Genomic DNA, 18,802 nt, shown 5'->3' with positions numbered 1-18,802 from the left:
TGTCACGGGCTTTGCATAGAATCCAAGGCCATCTGAGGCTCAGGGAGGTGTGAGATGCGGCGTGTGGTGTTCAACCAGAAAGGCGGTGTGGGCAAGTCCAGCATCGCCTGCAACCTGGCGGCAGTGAGCGCGTCTCAGGGCTATCGCACCCTGCTGATCGACCTCGACAGCCAGGCCAACTCGACCCATTACCTCACCGGCCTGACCGGCGAGGACATTCCCATGGGCATCGCCGACTTCTTCAAGCAGACCCTGGCCAGCGGTCCCTTCGCCAAGAAGGGCAAGGTGGACATCTACGAGACGCCGTTCGACAACCTGCACGTGGTCACCGCCACCGCCGAGTTGGCCGAGCTGCAGCCCAAGCTGGAGCAGAAGCACAAGATCAACAAGCTGCGCAAACTGCTCGACGAGCTGGCCGAGGACTACGACCAGATCTACCTGGACACCCCGCCGGCGCTGAATTTCTACACGGTTTCCGCGCTGATCGCGGCCGATCGCGTGCTGATCCCCTTCGATTGCGACAGCTTCTCGCGTAATGCCCTGTACGGCCTGCTGGCTGAGATCGAGGAGCTCAAGGACGATCACAACGACGGCCTGGAGGTGGAGGGCATAGTGGTCAACCAGTTCCAGCCGCGTGCGACCCTGCCGCAGCAGCTGCTTGACGAGCTGATCGCCGAGGGCCTGCCGGTGCTGCCGGTGAACCTGATGAGCTCGGTGAAGATGCGCGAATCGCACCAGGTATGCACACCGCTGATCCATCTGGATGCGCGGCACAAGCTGACCCAGCAGTTCGTCGAACTACACGACCTGCTCAACGCCGGTTGAGAATGAAAAAGGCGCCTGGAGGCGCCTTTTTCGTTTGTCGCTGGCCTTAACGCACCACAAATACGTCGCACGGCGCCTTGTGCAGAAAATGCTGCGCCAGGCTGCCGAGCAGGGCCTGGGACAGCGCGCTGCGGCCGTGGCTGCCGAGCACCAGCAGCTCGCTGCGGCGGGTTTTGATCTGCTCCTGCAGGCAGCGCAGGATGCCGCCCTGGATCACCTCGTGAGTCAGCGTCGGGCCGCCGGGCGGCAGGTTCTGCGCCTCGTCCTGCAGCAGTTGGTCGATCAGCCCCTGCTGGGTCTGCAGTTGCAGCTGCACCTCCTTGGGCGTGCCCTTGTCCGGCTCGAACACATGCAGGGCGTGCAGCTCGGCGTCGCCCGGCAGCAGGCGATAGGCCTGGCCGAGGGCGCTGCAGGCGCACAGGGAGAAGTCGATGGCGGCCAGGGCGTGCCGGTAGGGGGCGAAGTCGTTGCGCGCCACCAGCAGCAGCGGCACCGTACAACGGCGGGCGATGCGATCCAGGCTGGTGCCGGAGAAGAAATCGTGGCGCTGGTGGTGGCCGCCGAGCACCAGCAGGTCGCAGCCGCTGTCCTGCACCTCCTGCAGCACCACCTCCGAGGGCTTGCCGCTGAGCATGCGCAGCTCGCTGCCGGGTGGGGCGTACTGGGTCAGGCTGCGGTCCAGCGCCTGGCGCGCCTTCTCATGCTGCTCGCTGCTCTGGCTGGGGTCGAGCACGTGCAGCAGGGTCAGGCGGGCACCGTGCTGGCGGGCGAGTTGGGTGGCGCGGCACAGGGCCATGTCGGCGGTGTCGCGCAGGTCGTGGGCGATAAGAATGTGATGGAACATGGCGACGGCTCTCCTGCCGATACCAGTCGGCAATTTTATTGTGCCTGTTCAATTAGCCGTTCTTTTGACTTATGGCAAGGTCGAGGCTCAGCGTAACCGCAATTGGTAATGCCCGCGACTCTCGGCGACCACCTCGCCGGCGCCGTCGGTCAGCTTCAGGTCGAGCTGGTACTCGGCCTTGCCCAGGCGTCCGGCCTCGTCCTCCAGGCGGGTGATCTCGGCCGCGCTCAGGCGCGCCTCGACCCGGATGTCGCCGCTGGCCGGGCGACGGAATCTCAGGTTCATCTCCTTGACCAGTGGGTAGAAGCGTTCCACGTCGAAGCTGGTGAGAAACAGCGCGCCGCCGGGAATCTCCGCCAGGGTGAACAGCGCACCGGCGTACATGCTGCCGATATGGTTCTGGTTGCCGGCCAGCGGCATGCGCAGGCGCACGAAGCCGGGTTCGAGCACCTCGGCCTTGAGGCCGCTGCGCTGGACGAAGGCGATCTGCTTTTCGGTGAGCTGGCGGGCGAGTTCCACGGACAGGGGCATGGCGCGACTCCTTGGCGACGGTCTGCCCAGACTAAGGCTTGGTGCGGCCCGTGCAATTGACCGCAGCGCCCCGGCGGACTGACCGAACCGCTCAGGCCCTGTCAGTGATCGCTCGCGGATATGCGCTAACCGCATTGTGGAAGGCTGCTCCGTAGCCCGGGTGAAACCCGGGGGGCTCGCTCAGATGCCCTGCTGGCGCAGCCAGCTCAGCAGCTGTGGCAGCGGCAGGGCGCCGCTCTGCCGCGCCACCTCCACGCCGCCCTTGAACAGCAGCAGGCTGGGAATCGAGCGGATGCCCAGTTGCCCGGCCAGCTGCGGGTTGCCCTCGCTGTCCAGCTTGCCCAGGCGGCAGCGGCCCTGCAGCTGGCTGGCGGCCAGGGCGAAGGTCGGCGCGAAGGCCTGGCAGGGCCCGCACCAGGCGGCCCAGACGTCCACCAACAGCGGCAGCTCGCCCTTGAGCTGGCCGGCGAAGTTGCTTTGCGTCAGTTCGATGGGCGCGGCCGGCAGCAGCTCGGCTTTGCAGCGCCCGCAGCGCGGGGCGTCGCCCAGGCGCGCGGCGGGGATGCGGTTGAGGCCGTTGCAGTGCGGGCAGGGAATCAGCAGGGGATCGGACATGACAGCGAGCTCCGTGGGACATGTCCGCTAGATGGAGCCGCCGCCGCTCGATATCAAGTCACACCGGCGTCAGCGGCCAGAACAGCGGGATAACGAAGCTGGCCACCACCCAGAGAATCAGGTTGAGCGGGATGCCGATGCGCATGAAGTCGGTGAAGCGGTAGCCGCCGGCGTTGTAGACGAAGGTGTTGGTCTGGTAGCCGATGGGCGTGGCGAAGCTGGCGCTGGCGGCGAACATCACCGCCACCACGAAGGCACGCGGGTCGACGCCCAGGTGCTGGGCCATGCCGATGGCGATGGGGGTCACCAGCACCGCCACGGCGTTGTTTGACAGCAGCTCGGTGAGGATCGAGGTGAACAGGTAGATGAAGCTCAGCATCAGCAGCGGCCCGGCCCAGGGCAGCCAGCCCATGACGTTCTGCACCAGCAGGCTGACCAGGCCGACCTTGTCCATGGCGATGCTGATGGCCAGCATGCCGAAGATCAGGCTGAGAATCTTCCAGTCCACCGCCTTGTAGGCGTCTTCCACGTCCAGGCAGCGGGTCGCCAGCACGCTCACCGCGCCGATGATCGCCAGGCCCTCGATGGGCATCAGGCCGAAGGCGGCCAGCAGCATCACCGCCAGGGTGGCGCCGATGGCGATCGGCGCCTTGTCGCGGCGGAAGGCGCGTTCCTGCACGGCGTTGAGGCTGATCAGCTCGCCGTTGTCGGCGAAGCGTTTGATCTGCGCCGGGGTGCCTTCGACCAGCATCACGTCGCCGAACTGCAGCTCGAACTCGTCGAGGTTGCCCTGCACGTTCTCGTCCTGGCGGTGCACGGCGAGCACGGCGATGCCGTAACGCGCGGTGAGGTCGAGATCGCGCATCGGCCGGTGACTGTAGCGCGAGTTACGCCCGACTATGGCCTCGGCGAGGATCACGTCGTGGCTGCTGATGGTCTCGAAGGCGTCGCCGCGGTTGAACGACAGGTGGCCGCTCTCGCGCAGCTCGACCACGTCCTTGACCTGGCCGTGCAGCACCAGGCGGTCGCCGCTGGCCAGCAGGGTGCCCCCGCCCGGCTCGGTGAGTTCCTGCTCCTCGCGAAACAGCTTGAGCACCTGCAGGCCGCTGCCACCGTTGAGGTTGGCCTCGTGCAGGGTCTTGCCGATCATCGGCGAGTCGTGCGGCACCAGCAGCTCGGTCATGAAGGTGCGGTCCAGGTCCGGGCGCAGCTGCTTGGACAGGGTTTCGCGATCGGGCAGCAGGCGGTGGCCGACGGTCAGCAGGTAGAGCATGCCGACCGCGGCCAGGATCAGCCCGGCGCCGGTGATCTCGAAGATGCCGAAGGGCTCCAGGCCGGCCTTGCGCGCCACGCCGTCGACCAGGATGTTGGTCGAGGTGCCGATCATGGTCAGGGTGCCGCCGAGGATGGTGGCATAGGACAGCGGGATCAGCAGCTTCGACGGCAGGGTGCCGGCGCGCCGCGCCAGGGCGATGGCCACCGGGGTGAGAATGGCCACCACCGGGGTGTTGTTGAGGCAGGCGGAGATCACCAGGGCGGTGACGGTCAGGCCGGTCAGCACGCGGATCGGGCTGGTGCCCACCAGCTCGCCCAGCCAGTTGCCCAGAGCGTCGATGCAGCCGGTGCGCTCCAGCGCGGCGGACAGCACGAACATGCAGGCGATGGTCACCGGCGCCGAGTTCGACAGCACGCTGAGCACCTCGCCCGGGGTCAGCAGCTGGCTGACCAGCAGCGCCGCCACGGCGATGGCGGCGACTATGTCCGGGCTCCATTTCTCGCGCACGAAGGCATACAGCACCCAGATCAGCAGGGCGCCGACGAACAACAGGGGCAGGGAGTCCCAGGGCATGAAAATCCTTAGCGTCGAATCTCGTGTGAGGTATCGGGCCCGCGCTGGGCGGCCGCACAAGGTCGCCACGATAGTGGGCTTCGCTTAGATAGTCTAAGAATGTTTGAGAAGGTTTATATGCCTTTTCGATTTATTGGATAAGGGCACGGAGGAGCACGTCGCCGCCCCCAACATAAGCGTGACGAAGCTTACGCATAGCCGGGGGGGCGCTCCCTGTCGAGTGCCGGCTCAAGCCAACCTAGGACGAGCAGCTGATCTGCAGATGCTTGCCCCAGTCCGGCGGGCGCTGGGCGTAGCGCTCCATCCCCGGCTGCTCGTCGAAGGGCCGCGCCAGCACCGCGTGCAGCTCGCGCACCGGGCCATAGTCGCCGGCCTCGGCCGCTTCGATGGCCTGCTGCGCCAGGTAGTTGCGCAGGATGTAGCGCGGATTGACCGCGTGCATGCGCGCCTGGCGTTCGGCCTGTTCGCCCCCCTCGCGGGTGCAGCGGGCCAGGTAGTCGCGGCCCCAGGCGTCGAAGCCGGCCAGGTCGACGAAGTCCTCGCGCACCACCTGCAGCGCATCGAAGGGCGCCTGTTCGCCGAGCCGGCGGAAGAACAGCGTGTAGTCGCTCGCCTTACCCTGCTGCATCAGCTGCAGCAGGCGCTGCACCAGCTCCTCGTCGCCGTCCTCGGCGCCCTGCAGGCCCAGGCGGCGACGCATCAGGTCGAGGTAGTGGGTCTGGTACAGCGGCAGGAACAGCTCCAGGGTTGCGCGCAGCTTGTCCACTTCGATCATGGGCGTCAGCGCTTGGGCCAGCGCCGCCAGGTTCCAGTGGGCGATCGGCACCTGGTTGCTGAAGCTGTAGCGGCCGGTGTCGTCGGAATGGTTGCAGATGTGCCCGGCGTCGAAGTCGTCGAGGAAGGCGTAGGGCCCGTAGTCGAAGGTGATGCCGAGGATCGACATGTTGTCGGTGTTCATCACCCCGTGGCAGAAACCGTAGGCCTGCCAGTGGGCGATCATGCCGGCGGTGCGCTCCAGCACCTCGCGGAACATCGCCAGCCAGGGTTCGTCCTGCGTCAGGCAGGCGGGGAAATGACAGGCCAGCACATGCTCGCCGAGGATCTTCAGCTGCTCGTGCTGGCGGGTGTAATAGAAGTACTCGAAGTGGCCGAAGCGCACGTGGCTGGGCGCCAGGCGCAGCAGCATGGCGGCGCGCTCCTGACGCTCGCGCCACACCGGGGTTTCCGAGGCGGTGACGCACAGCGCCCGCGAGCTGGGGATGCCGAGGGCGTGCAGGTGTTCGCTGGCGAGGAACTCGCGGATCGACGAGCGCAGCACCGCGCGGCCGTCGCCCATGCGCGAGTAGGGGGTCTGCCCGGCGCCCTTGAGGTGCAGGTCCCAGTGTTCGCCGGCGGCGTTGACCACTTCGCCCAGCAGCACGCCGCGGCCGTCGCCCAGGCGCGGGGTGTAGCCGCCGAACTGGTGCCCGGCGTAGACCATGGCGCGCGGCTCGGCCTCGCTCCATAGCTTGTGTCCGGCGAACAGTTCGGCGAACTCCGCGCGCTGCGCCTCCTCCGGCGCCAGGTCGAGCAGGGCCATGGCCGCGGCGCTGGCCACCACCAGGCGCGGCTGCTCGATGGGCTCGGGCAGCACCTCGGTGGAGAAGGCGTCGCCGAGGCGGGCGAAGCGGTTGTCGAAGCTCAGCTGGTCGAGGCGTTTCACCGCGTACTCCGCCATGGCTCAGGTCGCCGCCGGCGGGGGCGGCGTCTGCACGTTGGCCGCACCGGCTGCGGCGGCCTTGATCAGGTCCTTCTGTTCGAGCTGGTGTTCGCCGCGTTCGAGGTTCTTCACATACACCTCGACCTGGCGGAAGGCGATGTTGATGCCGTGCTTGGGGAATTCGCGGTCGATGAAGCGGTTGATCTCGTCGGTGGCCGGGTTGCGGTCGCCGAGGTCGCGCACGTGGATGCGCAGCTCGTGATCCAGGGTGCTTTCGCCGAAGTTGAGGAAGTACACCAGCGGCGCCGGCTCCTTGAGCACCCGCGCGTTCTCCTGGGCGGCCTGCAGCAGCAGCTTGCGCACCAGGTCGAGGTCCGAACCGTAGCCGACGCCGACCTTGAGGGTGACGCGGGTGACCGTGTCGCTCAGCGACCAGTTGATCAACTGGCCGGTGATGAAGGTCTTGTTCGGCACGATGATTTCCTTGTGGTCGAAATCGGTGATGGTGGTGGCGCGGATGCGGATCTTGCTCACCGTGCCGGACAGGTTGCCGATGGTCACCACGTCACCGATGCGCACCGGGCGCTCGAACAGGATGATCAGGCCGGAGATGAAGTTGGCGAAGATCTCCTGCAGGCCGAAACCGAGGCCCACCGACAGCGCCGCCACCAGCCACTGCAGCTTGTCCCAGCTGACGCCGAGGGTGGACAGGGTGGTGACGATGCCGATGCCGACCAGCGCATAGGACAGCAGGGTGGTGGTGGCGTAGGCGCTGCCCTGGGCCAGTTTCAGGCGCGACAGCACCAGCACCTCGAGCAGGCCGGGCAGGTTGCGCGCCAGGGCCACGGTGATGGCGACGATGATCAGTGCGCCGAGCACGTCCATCAGGCTGATCGGCACCAGAGTGGCGGCCTCGCCGCTGCCGCTGCTGTATTCGTAGAGGGTCACGGTGTCGAGGTAGGTGAATACCCCGATCAGCTCGGCCCAGACCCAGTACAGGCAGACCAGGAAGCCGCCGAGCAGGGCCAGGCGGATCAGCCGCAACGACTGCTGGTTGACCTGCTCGATGTCCAGGGTCGGCTCCTCGACCACCGTCTCGCCTTCGCTGCCGTCCTTGCTTTGCGCCTGGCGCTTGCTCAGGGCGCGCTGGTAGGCCAGGCGCCGGGCGGCGACGCCGAGGCCGCGGATGAAGGCGGCTTCCAGCACCAGCCAGAGGATCAGCAGGTAGAGGGTGTCGATCAGGCGGTCGGTGAGCTTCAGCGCGGTGTAGTAGTAGCCGAACGCCACGGCGGCGATCAGCGCCAGCGGCAGCAGGCTGAACAGCAGGCCGACGCTCGAACGTAGCGCCGAGGTGTGCTCCCGCAGCGGCGCGCCGAGCAGCAGGCGGAACAGCAGCCAGGCCATCAGCGCGTAGCAGGTCAGCACCACGCCGATGCCGATCACGTCGCCGGCCAGGCTGGCCGGCTGGTGCTCGGCGACGCTGGTCACCGCGACCAGGGCCATCACCACCAGGCCCAGGCTGCGGATATGGTGGCGGAAGAAGGCGACGTTGGCCGGCGGCCAATGGAAGTGCAGCACGGCCACGCCATTCGGCGAGAGGATGCGGTAGAGGGTGTAGAACACCAGCCAGGCCTGGGCCATCTCGTACAGCGCGGCGCCGAGGTAGAGGTTCTGCCCGCGCGCGTCCATCAGCAGGGCGTAGCCGCACAGGGCGAGGAACAGCGCGCCGGGCAGCGCCAGGGCCAGGTTCAGGGCCAGCGCCAGCGGCGTGTGCAGCTGGCTGTCGCGCTTGTAGTGGCCGATGTCGTCGTGCAGGCCGCCGAGCTTGGCGAACAGGTACTGGCGGCGCCAGAGAATGAAGGCGCAGAGCAGCAGCAACGGCAGGAACACCAGCGGCCGCTCCAGCAGGGCGGCGCCCAGCTCCTTCAGCGCCACGCCCCAGGGCAGGCTTTCCAGCTGCTGCTGCAGGCGCCGCGGCGCGCCCTTCAGCCACTCGAGGTCGAGCGGCTTGTTGCTGGGAATCCAGAACATCTGCTCGTCGATGGTGGCGCGCAGGCTGCTGGCGGTGCTGTGCAGCTCCTTCTGGTTGAGCTGCAGGGTGATCGATTCGTTGAGCAGGGCGTTGAGCTCGCGGTTGAGCCGGTCGAGCAGTTCACGGCGGGTGCTCAGCAACTCGCGCAGGGTGGCGCGCAGCTCGGCGGTGACCTCCTCGGCGGGCTGGCCGGCGAGCAACTGGTCGATATAGGCCTCGGGATTGCCGATCTCCTCGCGCTGCTTGCCCAGCTCGAACTGGTACAGGCGGATATCGGCGATCTCGTCGGCCAGTTTGCTGTCTTCCAACGTCAGGCTGGGCAGCGCCTGCTTCTGCTGGTAGAGGATCTTCGACAGCAGCAGGCTGCCCTGCAGCACGCCGATCTGCTCGTCGAGGGCCTGGTCGGCCTGCACCAGGTTGTCCAGCTGCTGCTTGGTCTGCAGGTTTTCCTCGGTCAACTGGTTGAGGCGCTCGGTGGCGCGCAGCAGGTAGTCGGAAAGCTTGAGGTTGCGCGTGCTCTCGCGTGCCAGCAGCTTGTCCGAGCCGGCGCGCTCGGCCTCGCGCGACTGCTCGGCGACGGTCTGCTCGGATTCGGCGCGGCGCCTTTCGTTGATCAGGCTCTGCAGCTCCAGGCGTTCCTGCTCGGCGCGCTTGATGCGCTCCTCGAGCAGCTCGCGCTGGGCGTTGCCCAGGTCCTGCAGCAGGCTGTTGCCGGCCAGCTCCTGGCGGCGCAGCTGGGTCTGCGCGGTGAGCAGGGCCAGTTCCGCGGCGAGCTGGTCGCGGCGCTCGGCGCTCAGCGGTTTGCCGTTGTCGCGGTCGCTCTTCAGGCTGTTGTTGATCTGCTGGCTGCGCGCCTGGTTCTGGCTGATCTCGGCCTGGGCGCGCTCGGGGCGGGTCTGCGCGGTGATCACCAGGCTGTTGGCCTCGATGATCGCCTTGTTCCACTCGCTGAGCTGGCTGGAGCGTTCGCCGAGCAGCTGCTCCAGCTGCGCCAGGGCGGTGCGCGCGTGGCGCTCGGCCAGCGGCGCCGGCTGGCTGGCCTTGAGCTGGGCGAGTTCGCGCTGGGCTTCGGCGATCAGCCGCGGGGCGTTTTCCAGCTGGGTGCGCAGGTCGGCCAGACGCTGCTCGCTGGCCTCGCGGTCCTTGAGCAGGCGCAGGGTCTGCTCCAGGGTCTGCTTGAGCGCCAGCTGCTCGGCTTCCGGCAACTTGCGATCAGCCAGGCCGTCGAGGCTCTGCTGCACGCTCTCGGCCTTGGGCGGCTCCTGGGCGAGAACCGGGGGAATGCTCAGGCACAGGGCGAGCAGGGCGGCGACGAACGGGAGGCGCAACAGGGACATGGTCGTGGGATCTGCTGAATGGGACGATGACAGTGTAGGACGGCCGCCGCAGGCGCCGCCGCGCCGGCCCTCGCGGGAGGGGCGTGCGCAGCTGCGATGCTAGCAGAGTCCGGCGCGCTCGCGGCTGCGACGCTGGTGCGACGAGCCTGTTACAGGAACAGCCCGGGGCCCGGGCGGCTGCCTTCGGGGAATTTGACGCCGACCTTGCGCACCTTGTTCCCGTCCATCGCCGCCACCGTCCAGGTCAGGCCCTGCCATTCCACCTGGTCGCCGACGATCGGTTCGCCGCCCACCTTGTGCGCGATAAAGCGGCCCAGGTGCAACTGGCCTTCGGCGCCTTCCAGCTTGAGGCCGTAGAGCGCGGCCACCGCGCCCAGCTCGGCGTCGCCTTCGAGGACGAAGTCGCCGAAGAAGCGCAGGTCCTGACCGCGCTTGGGCGCCTGGCTGAACAGCTTGCCGAGTGCCGGCAGATCGGCCTCGTGGCCGATCACGCAGAGCAGGTCGCCGGCCTCCAGGCGCGTGCTGCCGGACGGGTGAAGCAGCTCGCGACCGCGAAACAGCGCAGCGATGCGTGTGCCCTCGGGCATGTTCAGCTCGCGCAGGGCGGCGCCGATGCACCACTTCTCCGCGCCCAGGCGGTAGACGAACAGCTCCCACTGGCTGGTGGGGTGCACCTCCAGGCCGGCGCGCGACACCGGCGCCGGCTCCGGCGGCACGGTCACGCGCATCAGCCGGGCGGCCAGCGGCAGGCTGGTGCCCTGCAGCAGCAGCGAGACCAGGACGATGAAGAAGGCCACGTTGAAGAACAGCTGGGCATTGGGCAGCCCGGCCATCAGCGGGAACACCGCGAGGATGATCGGCACCGCGCCGCGCAGGCCGACCCAGGCGATGAAGACTTTCTCGCGGTCGTGGAAGGCCGGAAATGGCAGCAGGCCGAGCAGCACTGACAGCGGTCGGGCGAAGAGGATCATCCACAGCGCCAGACCCAGCGCCGGCAAGGCGATGGGCAGCAGCTCGTGGGGGGTGACCAGCATGCCGAGGACCAGGAACATGCCGATCTGCGCCAGCCAGGTGAGGCCGTCGAGCATGTGCAGGATGCCGTGGCGCGAACGGATCGGCCGGTTACCCAGCAGCAGGCCGCACAGGTAGATGGCGAGGATGCCGCTGCCGCCCACCGCGGTGGTGATGGCGAAGATGATCAGGCCGCCGCTGACTACCAATAACGGGTACAGGCCGCTGGCCAGCTCCATGCGGTTGATCAGCTTGAGCAGCAGCCAGCCGCCGCCGAGGCCGAGCACGGCGCCGAGGCCGAACTGCTGCAGCAGCTGGATCGGCAGGTCCCAGCTGAAGCCGGTCTGGCCGCTGGCGAGCATGGCGATCAGGGTGACGGTGAGGAAGACCGCCATCGGGTCGTTGCTGCCGGATTCGATTTCCAGGGTCGAGCTGACCCGTTCGTTGAGGCCGCGGCCGCCGAGCAGGGAGAACACCGCCGCGGCGTCGGTGGAGCCGACGATGGCGCCGATCAGCAGGCCCTCCAGCAGGCTCAGGTCGAACAGCCAGGCGGCGGCCAGGCCGGTCAGCCCGGCGGTGATCACCACCCCCAGGGTGGCCAGCGACAGTGACGGCCACAGCGCCACGCGGAAGCTGGAGACGCGGGTACGCATGCCGCCGTCGAGTAGGATCACGGCCAGCGCCAGGTTGCCCACCAGGTAGGCCAGCGGGTAGTTGTCGAAGACGATGCCGCCGGGGCCGTCGACGCCGGCGAGCATGCCGACGGCGAGGAAGATCACCAGGATGGGGATGCCGAAACGGGTGCCGAAGGCACTGACCAGGATGCTGGCCGCCACCAGCAGGGCGCCGATCAAGAACAGATTGTTGATGGCGCTGGCGTCCAACGGCGTACTCCTGGCCTGGTGGTGAGTGCGCCGTTATGCATGGCGCGTGCCAGGGATTCTAACCGCTGCCTTCGCCCCGCTGTCAAAAAGGTTATTACATTTTTCCAGCCGGCCGCGGCCCGCCGGGGCGGGCCGCCGACGGCATCTAGAACCAGGCGTCGCGCATGCCCAGGCAGGTGTCGTCGCGCGCCTCGAGGATGGCCAGCTCATGCTGGCAGCCCGGCACTTCCCAGGTCAGGAAGTAGCGCGCAGCCTGCAGCTTGCCCCGGTAGAAGTCGGCGTCGCCGCCATCGCCCCTGGCCAGGCCCTGCTCGGCGCGGATCGCCTGCTCCAGCCAGCGCCAGCCGATCACCGCGTGGCCGAACACCTTGAGGTACAGCGCCGAGTTGGCCAGGCCCTGGTTGACCTGGCCGGCCATCAGGTCGCCGAGCAGGGCCAGGGTCACCGCCTGCAGGCGCGCCAGCAGTTGTTCCAGCGGCTGGCGTAGGGCGGTGAGCGACTCGTACTCGGCGGCGCGCTGGCAGGTGCCGTGGATCAGCCTGAGCAGCTGCTTGAGCGCGGCGCCGCCGTTCATCGCCACCTTGCGCCCGAGCAGGTCGAGCGACTGGATGCCGTGGGTGCCTTCGTGGATGGGGTTGAGACGGTTGTCGCGGTAGTACTGTTCCACCGGGTATTCGCGGGTGTAGCCGTGGCCGCCGAGGATCTGGATCGCCAGTTCGTTGGCCTTGAGGCAGAACTCCGAGGGCCAGGACTTGACGATGGGGGTGAGCAGATCGAGCAGCTGCAGCGCCTCGGCGCGCTCCTCGGCGGTTGCCAGGGTGTGGGTGTCGTCGAACAGGCGCGCGGCATACAGGCCGAGGTCGAAGGCGCCTTCGACGTAGGCCTTCTGCGCCAGCAGCATGCGCCGCACGTCGGTGTGCTCGACTATGGCTACCTGCGGGCTGCTCGGGTCCTTGCCGTCCGGCTGGCGGCCCTGCGGGCGGTTGCGCGCGTAGTCCAGCGAATAGAGGTAGCCGGCGTAGCCGAGCATGATCGCGCCCATGCCGACGCCGATGCGCGCCTCGTTCATCATCTGGAACATGTAGGAAAGGCCCTGGTGCGGCTTGCCCACCAGGTAGCCGACGCACTCGCCGCTGTCGCCGAAGTTCAGCGCGGTGGAGGTGGTGCCGCGCCAGCCCATCTTGTGGAACAGCCCGGCCAGGGTCACGTCGTTGCGCTTGCCCAGGCTGCCGTCGGCGCCCACGTGGAACTTGGGCACGATAAACAGGCTGATGCCCTTCACCCCGGGCGGCGCGTCCGGCAGCTTGGCCAGCACCATGTGCACGATGTTTTCGGAGATCGGCTGGTCGCCGCCGGAGATGAAGATCTTGTTGCCCTTGATCCGGTAGCTGCCGTCCGCGGCGGGTTCGGCCTTGGTGCGGATGTCCGACAGCGACGAGCCGGCATGCGGTTCGGTCAGCGCCATGGTGCCGAAGAAGCGGCCCTCGATCATCGGCGTGAGAAAGCGCGCTTTCTGCTCGTCGCTGCCGAAACTCTCGATCAGGTTGCTGGCGCCCATGGTCAGCATGGCGTAGGAGGCGGTGGCGCAGTTGGCCGACTGGAAGTGGGCGAAGCAGGCCTGCGACAGCAGGTTGGGCAGCTGCATGCCGCCATGCTCGAAGTCGCGGGTGGCGTTGAGGAAACCCGCCTCGTGGAAGGCGCGCAGGGCCGGTTCGACCTCGGGGATCAGCACCGCCGCGCCGTCGACGTACTGCGGCTCGTGCTCGTCGCCCTTGCGGTTGTGCGGGGCGAACAGCTCCTCGGCGATGCTGCGTGCGGTGGCGATCGCGGCGTCGAAGGTCTCGCGGTTGTGCTCGGCGAAGCGTTCGCGCTGGGTCAGGGCTTCGGCGTCGAGCACCTCGTAGAGTTCGAACGCCAGGTTGCGGGAGCTGAGTAGGGTCTCGGACATGGAACGGGCCTCCAGATGATCGATCGAGTCTAGGCAGCCAGTTGCCTGGCTGCCCAGCATCATCATCGGCCGTGATAATCGCTCGTTGGCGCACGGGGGTAGGGCGGGTGCAACCCGCTATTGCCGAAGTGGCGGGTTGAACCCGACCTGCGGAGCCAGTTAACCGTCGTTTCCGCGCAGGCGGGAGTGACGCTTCGTCATATCGAGTGAGCGAAGCCGCGCGCCAGTTCGCGGGTCAGCTCGGCCGCCGGCAGGGGCCGGCAACTGGCGACGTTCTGCCCGGCCCACAGCGGCGAGAAATCGCCGCTACCCCGGGCTTCGGCCGCCGCGCGCAAGGGCGCGATGGCCGCGGTGGCCAGGGGGAAGGCCGGCGCCCGTTCGCTCAGCGGCCCCAGCTCGCGCATCAGGCGGTTGACGATGCCGCGCGCCGGGCGCCCGCTGAACAGGTTGGTCAGCGCCGTATGGCGCGCCGCCGGGCTCTGCAGGGCGGCGCGGTGGATGGCGCTGGTGCTCGCCTCCGGGCACAGCAGGTAGGCGCTGCCGACCTGCACCCCGGCCGCACCCAGGGCCATGGCTGCGGCTACGCCGCGGGCGTCGCCGATGCCGCCGGCGGCGATCACCGGCACCGACAGTGCATCGACCAGCTGCGGCAGCAGGGCGAAGGTGCCGAGCTGGCGGCTCAGGTCGAAGTCGAGAAAGTGTCCGCGATGGCCGCCGGCCTCCAGGCCCTGGGCAATCACCGCATCGACGCCGCGCGCTTGCAGCCACAGCGCCTCGTCCAGGGTGGTGGCGCTGGAGAGGATCTTCGCCCCGCTGCGCCGTACCCGCTGCAGCAAGGCCTCCTCCGGCAGACCGAAGTGGAAGCTGACCACCGCGGGGCGGAACTCCTCCACCAGTGCCGCCGCCTCTTCGTTGAACGGCAGGCGCCCCGGGCCGCCGGCGATGGCGGCCGGATCCAGGCCCAGCTCGTCATAGTAGGGCGCCAGCGCTTCACGCCAGCCTGCCTCGCGGGCCGCGTCCGGCGCGGGCGGCACATGGCTGAAGAAGTTCAGGTTGAACGGCCGCTCGGTCAGCTCGCGCAGCGCCTGCAGCTCCTGACGCAGGGCGGCAGGCGTGAGCATGGCGCAGGGAATCGAGCCGAGGCCTCCGGCCTGGCACACGGCGGCGGTCAGGCGATGGTTCTGCGAGCCGGCCATCGGCGCCTGGATCAGGGGCAGGTCAGTGTCGAGCAGGGCGGTGAGAGACATGGGATGGCTCCATTTCAGCGAGGGATCGTGGTTCGGACACCTGCCAGGCCCACAATAGGGCCCAGAGCAATGCCGCCGTGCCGATAAGGAAGCTGCTGGTGAGGCTATGGCCAGCGGCAGTCCAGTGCTGCACCAGCCAGGGGCCGAGCAACTGGCTGCCGCTGTACAGACTGATCAGCAGGGCGGCCAGGCGCAAGCCCTGGTCCGGGTTGAGGGCGCGGGCCAGACGCTGGGTCAGCAATACGGTGCCGAGGAAGGTGCCGCCCACCAGCAGGGCGCAGGCCAGCACGCCGACGGGGCCGGGCAGCAGGATCGGCATGGCCACACCGAGCAGTTGCAGCAGGTAGTTGGCCAGCAGGGCGCGGCGGTCGCCCAGCCAGGCACCGGCCTGGTTCCACAGGCTCGCCGAGATCAGGCAGGCGAGCGCCGTCCACCACCAGTTGCCGACCAGTAGCGGATGACCGGCGGGCAGCTGTTCGCGAGCCAGGGCCGGCAGAAAGGTCAGCGGCAGGATGTAACCCAGGCCTGCCCCCAGATAGGCCATCAGCAACGCCAGATTGTGGCTGCCGAACAGTGCGCCACGGGCGGTCGCGGGGGGCTTGTCGGGCAGGTCCCGCGCCAGGCGCCTTAGCATCGGGGCGCAGAGCAGCGCCAGAGGCAGGGCGCACAGGGCGATCGGCAGCCAGCGTAGCGGCCCGTGCCAGGGCGTGATGGCCACCAGCAGGCCGCACAGCAACATGCCGCCGCCCAAGCCCAGATAGACCAGACCGCTGAGCGCCGTGGCCTGGCGCAGGGCCAGCCATTCCAGCACCAGCGCCGGGGCGAGGACGAACACCACGCCGTTGCTGATGCCATTGGTCAGGCGCAGGGCAGCCAGCAGGGCGATGTCCTGCGTGAAGACCTGGGCCAGGGTCAGGCCGGCATTGATCAGTAGGGCCGCCGGCAGGCCGAGGCGCAAGCCGCGCGGGTTGGCCATGGGCAGCGCGAGCAGGGCGCCGAGCAGGTAGCCGAGGTAGTTCCAGGTCGCCAGTTGGGCGCCTTGGCTCAGGTCGAACAGGCCATCGTCGAGCAGCAGGGGCAGCAGCGGGGTATAGGCGAAGCGGCCGAGCGCATGCACGACCACCAGCGCCAGGGCGGCGGCGAGCAACGCAGTAAGGTGGGCGCGGTCACATCTGGGCATAGGGCCTCCGGTCGTGCTGCGCACCTTAGTCGTTGTCGTTGACCGATCGTTAGTGAAAAATACTGCTTTCATCTTTCACTTTTGGTGATGTTCATGGGCGCCTGGCAGCGACTCAATCCGCAGTTGTTCCGCTATTTTCTCGCCGTGGCGCGCGAGGGCTCGCTGAGCGCCGCCGGTCTGCGCCTGAGCTGCGTGCCGTCGAACGTCTCGGCGCGTCTGCGCCAGCTGGAGCAGCAACTCGACACCCGGTTGTTCCTGCGTCAGGGCCAGCGCCTGCGTCTGACCCCGGCCGGCGAGCGCCTGCTGCCCCACGCCGAGCATCTGGAACAGCTCTGCCAGACGGCCTGGCGCAGCGTGCAGGAGGATATCTGGAGTGGTGACCTGCGCCTGGGCTCGATGGAAACCACCGCGGCCGTGCGTCTGCCGGAGCTGCTCGCGGCTTTCCACCAGCGGGCGCCGCGGGTCAACCTGCAGCTCAGCACCGGGCCGAGCCGGCGCCTGGTCGAGGGCGTGCTGGCCGGGGAGCTGGACGCCGGATTGATCGGCGGGCCGTTCGAGCATCCGCAGCTCGAGTGCCTGCCGATCTGGCACGAGGAACTGATGCTGGTGCTGCCGCCGACGCAGGATGCCGACAGTCTGGAGGCGCGGCCGCAGACCCTGCTGGGCTTCCCCGAGGGCTGTCACTATCGCGAGCGCCTGGAGCGCTGGGTGGTCGGCCGCGGGTTGCAGGTGGCGGCGCGGCAGAGCTACGGCTCGATCGACGCGATCTTCGCCGGCATCGCCGCCGGCATGGGCATCGGCCTGCTGCCGCGCAGCCTGCTCGAGCGCCACCCACGTGTGCACCTGGTGCAGTACCAGGCCATCGCCGCGGAGTTCGGGGCGACCACCACGCTGCTGGCGCGCCGCCGCGATGCCGGCGAGCACCCGCCGCTGGCGCTGCTGCTGGAGCTGATGCGCGCGCAAAGCTCGCTCAGCGGGTAAACTTGGCGACCGCTTCGGAGACATCCATGAACTACCGCCACGCCTTCCACGCCGGCAACCACGCCGACGTGCTCAAGCACCTGGTGCTGACCCGCCTGATCGCCCTGCTGTCGCGCAAGGAGGCGCCCTTTGCCTACCTCGACAGCCACGCCGGCATCGGCCTGTACGACCTGCGCGGCGATCAGGCCAGCCGCACCGGCGAATGGCTGGAGGGCGTCGGCCGCCTGTGGCAGGCCACGCAGCTGCCGGATGCGGTGGAGGCCTACCTGGAAGTGGTGCGGGCGATGAACCCGGACGGCGAGCTGCGCTACTACCCCGGCTCGCCGGAGTTGGCGCGCCTGCTCAGCCGCGAGCAGGATCGTCTGCAGCTCAACGAGAAGCACCCGGAAGACGGCCGCCTGCTCAAGGACAACATGCGCGGCGACCGCCGCGTAGCGGTGCACCTGGGCGAGGGCTGGCATGTGCCGCGGGCGCTGCTGCCGACCCGCGAGAAGCGCGTGCTGCTGCTGATCGACCCGCCGTTCGAGCAGGCCGACGAGCTGCAGCGCTGCGTCGAGGCGCTGAACGAGGCGCACGGGCGCATGCGCCAGGCCATAGTCGTGATCTGGTATCCGATCAAGGACGAGCGTCAACTGGCGCGTTTCTACCGGGATCTGCAAAAGAGCGCCGCGCCCAAGCTGCTGCGCGCCGAGCTGTACGTGCACGCGCCGGACGATGCCAGCCGGCTGACCGGCTCGGGCCTGGTGATCAGCAACCCGCCCTGGGGCCTGGAAGACGAGCTCAGGCAGCTGCTGCCCTGGCTGGCCGATGCGCTCGGCCAGAGCCTGGGCGGCTGGCGCCTGGACTGGCTGATCGAGGAAAAACCGGCCGCTTGAGCGAGCCTGGGGACGCTGCGCATGGCGCACCCGGCGGGGCCGCTTCGGCGCCGCGTCTCAGGCCATCACGTCGATGCTGTTGCCCAGGTGCGGCGGGTTGCTCGGCGCACTGACCGGGGCGGCCGCCTGCACCAGGCTGGCGACGCCGGACGCCTGCAGCTCCAGGGTCTTGCGCAGCAGCAGGAGCGACATCTGCGCCGAGAATTGCGCCGACGCCTGGCTGGAAACCTGGCTGGCGAGGCTGCTCAGTTCCATGGCGATCGCCCCTCCTTCAGGCCTTGGGTTCAGGCGGTAGGCATACGCCCGTTCCGCCCAGGCCGCAATAACCGTTCGGGTTCTTCGCCAGGTACTGCTGGTGATAGGCCTCGGCGTAGTAGAACGGCGGCGCCTCGCGGATCTCGGTGGTGATGGCGCCGAGCCCGGCCTTGTCCAGCTCGGCCTGGAAGCGCGCCTGACTGGCGCGGGCGGCGGCCAGTTGCGCCGCGTCCTGGCAATAGATGGCCGAGCGATACTGGCTGCCGCGGTCATTGCCCTGGCGCATGCCTTGGGTGGGATCGTGCGCCTCCCAGAACACCTTGAGCAGGGCCTCGAAGCTGGTCTGCCGCGGGTCGAACACCACCAGCACCGCCTCGGTATGCCCGGTCAGCCCGGAGCAGGTTTCCTCGTAGGTCGGGTTCGGCGTATGGCCGCCGGCGTAACCCACTGCCGTGCTGTACACCCCGGGTTGTTGCCAGAAGCGCCGCTCGGCGCCCCAGAAGCAGCCGAGGCCGAATACCGCCTGCTGCAGGCCGGCGGGGAAGGGCGGCTGCAGCGGATGGCCGTTGACATGGTGCGCCGCCGGCACCGGCAGGGCTTCGCTGCGGCCGGGCAGGGCCTGCTCGGCGCTGGGCAGCTCGAGTTTGTGGGCGAGTATCTGGGAACGCAGAACCATGGCGATCTCCTGA

At 68.5% G+C, this 18,802-nt stretch carries 15 protein-coding genes; 3 read left to right on the top strand and 12 right to left on the bottom strand.

Going from position 1 to position 18,802, the window contains the following annotated elements; all coding sequences use genetic code 11:
• Positions 1 to 54: 54 nt before the first annotated feature.
• Positions 55 to 825 carry a ParA family protein gene (locus tag EA796_RS15285; RefSeq protein ID WP_021442235.1) on the top strand — a complete coding sequence of 257 codons (771 nt, stop codon included), beginning with the start codon at positions 55 to 57 and terminating at the stop codon, positions 823 to 825.
• A gap of 46 nt (positions 826 to 871) precedes the next feature.
• Here EA796_RS15285 and EA796_RS15280 read toward each other — a convergent pair whose 3' ends face one another.
• The 10 genes from EA796_RS15280 to EA796_RS15235 form a co-directional block, all read right to left on the bottom strand.
• Positions 872 to 1,669 carry a universal stress protein gene (locus EA796_RS15280; protein WP_021442234.1) on the bottom strand — a complete coding sequence of 266 codons (798 nt, stop codon included), beginning with the start codon at positions 1,667 to 1,669 and terminating at the stop codon, positions 872 to 874.
• A gap of 87 nt (positions 1,670 to 1,756) precedes the next feature.
• Entirely contained in the window at positions 1,757 to 2,200 is a 444-nt protein-coding gene (locus EA796_RS15275; RefSeq protein WP_122109213.1) for a YiiD C-terminal domain-containing protein, read from the bottom strand.
• Positions 2,201 to 2,380: 180 nt separating this feature from the next.
• Positions 2,381 to 2,815, bottom strand: coding sequence for a thioredoxin TrxC (gene trxC, locus EA796_RS15270; RefSeq protein ID WP_122109212.1), 435 nt, complete (start codon positions 2,813 to 2,815; stop codon positions 2,381 to 2,383).
• A gap of 58 nt (positions 2,816 to 2,873) precedes the next feature.
• Positions 2,874 to 4,664: an SLC13 family permease gene (locus EA796_RS15265; RefSeq protein ID WP_021442193.1), complete on the bottom strand. Its 1,791-nt coding sequence runs from the start codon at positions 4,662 to 4,664 to the stop codon at positions 2,874 to 2,876.
• A 238-nt stretch (positions 4,665 to 4,902) separates the two neighbouring features.
• Entirely contained in the window at positions 4,903 to 6,366 is a 1,464-nt protein-coding gene (selO, locus tag EA796_RS15260) for a protein adenylyltransferase SelO (protein WP_031302667.1), read from the bottom strand.
• Between the two features lie 18 nt (positions 6,367 to 6,384).
• Positions 6,385 to 9,732 (bottom strand): mechanosensitive channel MscK, encoded by a 3,348-nt coding sequence (mscK, locus tag EA796_RS15255; protein WP_021442195.1) that lies wholly within the window; start codon positions 9,730 to 9,732, stop codon positions 6,385 to 6,387.
• A 149-nt stretch (positions 9,733 to 9,881) separates the two neighbouring features.
• Positions 9,882 to 11,627: a potassium/proton antiporter gene (locus tag EA796_RS15250; protein ID WP_021442196.1), complete on the bottom strand. Its 1,746-nt coding sequence runs from the start codon at positions 11,625 to 11,627 to the stop codon at positions 9,882 to 9,884.
• 145 nt (positions 11,628 to 11,772) lie between these two features.
• Positions 11,773 to 13,575, bottom strand: coding sequence for an acyl-CoA dehydrogenase (locus EA796_RS15245; RefSeq protein ID WP_122109261.1), 1,803 nt, complete (start codon positions 13,573 to 13,575; stop codon positions 11,773 to 11,775).
• A gap of 197 nt (positions 13,576 to 13,772) precedes the next feature.
• The gene (locus EA796_RS15240; RefSeq protein WP_122109211.1) at positions 13,773 to 14,822 is read right to left on the bottom strand and encodes a nitronate monooxygenase family protein; all 1,050 of its coding nucleotides are present in this window, start codon (positions 14,820 to 14,822) and stop codon (positions 13,773 to 13,775) included.
• Positions 14,794 to 16,002 (bottom strand): YbfB/YjiJ family MFS transporter, encoded by a 1,209-nt coding sequence (locus EA796_RS15235; protein ID WP_122109210.1) that lies wholly within the window; start codon positions 16,000 to 16,002, stop codon positions 14,794 to 14,796. The genes EA796_RS15240 and EA796_RS15235 overlap by 29 nt, the downstream gene beginning before the upstream one ends.
• Positions 16,003 to 16,095: 93 nt before the next feature.
• Here EA796_RS15235 and EA796_RS15230 point away from each other — a divergent pair, with 93 nt between their 5' ends.
• Both EA796_RS15230 and EA796_RS15225 read left to right on the top strand, forming a co-directional pair.
• A complete protein-coding gene (locus EA796_RS15230; protein ID WP_122109260.1) occupies positions 16,096 to 16,983 on the top strand; it encodes a LysR substrate-binding domain-containing protein in 888 nt (295 codons plus the stop codon).
• Positions 16,984 to 17,009: 26 nt separating this feature from the next.
• Positions 17,010 to 17,858: a 23S rRNA (adenine(2030)-N(6))-methyltransferase RlmJ gene (locus EA796_RS15225; RefSeq protein ID WP_122109209.1), complete on the top strand. Its 849-nt coding sequence runs from the start codon at positions 17,010 to 17,012 to the stop codon at positions 17,856 to 17,858.
• A gap of 57 nt (positions 17,859 to 17,915) precedes the next feature.
• Here the strand turns inward: EA796_RS15225 and EA796_RS15220 are convergent, their stop codons facing one another.
• Together EA796_RS15220 and msrA are read right to left on the bottom strand one after the other, a co-directional pair.
• Entirely contained in the window at positions 17,916 to 18,113 is a 198-nt protein-coding gene (locus EA796_RS15220) for a putative motility protein (RefSeq protein WP_021442718.1), read from the bottom strand.
• A gap of 16 nt (positions 18,114 to 18,129) precedes the next feature.
• The gene (msrA, locus tag EA796_RS15215) at positions 18,130 to 18,789 is read right to left on the bottom strand and encodes a peptide-methionine (S)-S-oxide reductase MsrA (protein WP_021442717.1); all 660 of its coding nucleotides are present in this window, start codon (positions 18,787 to 18,789) and stop codon (positions 18,130 to 18,132) included.
• Between the last annotated feature and the right edge of the window lie 13 nt (positions 18,790 to 18,802).

It is taken from the genome of Pseudomonas sp. AOB-7 (assembly GCF_003696305.1).
In the GTDB taxonomy this organism is placed as follows: Bacteria; Pseudomonadota; Gammaproteobacteria; order Pseudomonadales; family Pseudomonadaceae; genus Aquipseudomonas.
This window is presented reverse-complemented; position numbering and strand designations above follow the sequence as displayed.

Excerpts from the sequence above, each read along its gene's own strand:
- EA796_RS15285 (WP_021442235.1), top strand. The coding sequence starts at position 55 with ATGCGGCGTGTGGTGTTCAACCAGAAAGGCGGTGTGGGCAAGTCCAGC.
- EA796_RS15280 (WP_021442234.1), bottom strand. The coding sequence starts at position 1,669 with ATGTTCCATCACATTCTTATCGCCCACGACCTGCGCGACACCGCCGAC.
- EA796_RS15275 (WP_122109213.1), bottom strand. The coding sequence starts at position 2,200 with ATGCCCCTGTCCGTGGAACTCGCCCGCCAGCTCACCGAAAAGCAGATC.
- trxC (WP_122109212.1), bottom strand. The coding sequence starts at position 2,815 with ATGTCCGATCCCCTGCTGATTCCCTGCCCGCACTGCAACGGCCTCAAC.
- EA796_RS15265 (WP_021442193.1), bottom strand. The coding sequence starts at position 4,664 with ATGCCCTGGGACTCCCTGCCCCTGTTGTTCGTCGGCGCCCTGCTGATC.
- mscK (WP_021442195.1), bottom strand. The coding sequence starts at position 9,732 with ATGTCCCTGTTGCGCCTCCCGTTCGTCGCCGCCCTGCTCGCCCTGTGC.
- EA796_RS15245 (WP_122109261.1), bottom strand. The coding sequence starts at position 13,575 with ATGTCCGAGACCCTACTCAGCTCCCGCAACCTGGCGTTCGAACTCTAC.
- EA796_RS15240 (WP_122109211.1), bottom strand. The coding sequence starts at position 14,822 with ATGTCTCTCACCGCCCTGCTCGACACTGACCTGCCCCTGATCCAGGCG.
- EA796_RS15235 (WP_122109210.1), bottom strand. The coding sequence starts at position 16,002 with ATGCCCAGATGTGACCGCGCCCACCTTACTGCGTTGCTCGCCGCCGCC.
- EA796_RS15230 (WP_122109260.1), top strand. The coding sequence starts at position 16,096 with ATGGGCGCCTGGCAGCGACTCAATCCGCAGTTGTTCCGCTATTTTCTC.
- EA796_RS15225 (WP_122109209.1), top strand. The coding sequence starts at position 17,010 with ATGAACTACCGCCACGCCTTCCACGCCGGCAACCACGCCGACGTGCTC.
- EA796_RS15220 (WP_021442718.1), bottom strand. The coding sequence starts at position 18,113 with ATGGAACTGAGCAGCCTCGCCAGCCAGGTTTCCAGCCAGGCGTCGGCG.
- msrA (WP_021442717.1), bottom strand. The coding sequence starts at position 18,789 with ATGGTTCTGCGTTCCCAGATACTCGCCCACAAACTCGAGCTGCCCAGC.